1 protein-coding gene is annotated in these 397 nt (G+C 67.0%); it reads left to right on the forward strand.

Annotation, left to right across the window (positions count from 1 at the left end; genetic code table 11):
* Nucleotides 1-397: alpha/beta hydrolase-fold protein (locus tag CVH10_RS17995; protein WP_369335865.1), on the forward strand; the 397-nt coding region annotated here is incomplete at both ends.

The following is a 397-nucleotide window of genomic DNA, read 5'->3' on the forward strand; positions in this document are numbered from 1 at the left end:
GCGTGCGGTCGATCTCGGGCCATTCGATGGGCGGGCACGGCGCCCGACCCTGGCGCTGAAACATCCCGACCTGTTCCGCTCGGTCTCGGCCTTTGCGCCCATCCTGTCGCCATCGGTCGTGCCGTGGGGCGAAAAGGCCTTCAGCGCCTATCTGGGGGACGACCGCGCCGTGTGGGATCGGCATGACGCCGCCAAACTGATGGCGTCCGGTGGGGCCAAGGGCGTGTACGACGACATCCTGATCGACCAGGGCGACGCCGACAGCTTCCTGACCGACCAGCTGAAGCCCGAACTGCTGCAGGCCGCCGCCGACGCTGCGGGCCAGAAGGTCACCATCCGCATGCAGCCGGGCTACGACCACTCCTATTTCTTCATGACCAGCTTCATCGCCGACCAC

The organism is Halomonas sp. ND22Bw (genome assembly GCF_003011945.1).
GTDB classification, from domain to species: Bacteria; Pseudomonadota; Gammaproteobacteria; order Pseudomonadales; family Halomonadaceae; genus Halomonas; species Halomonas halophila.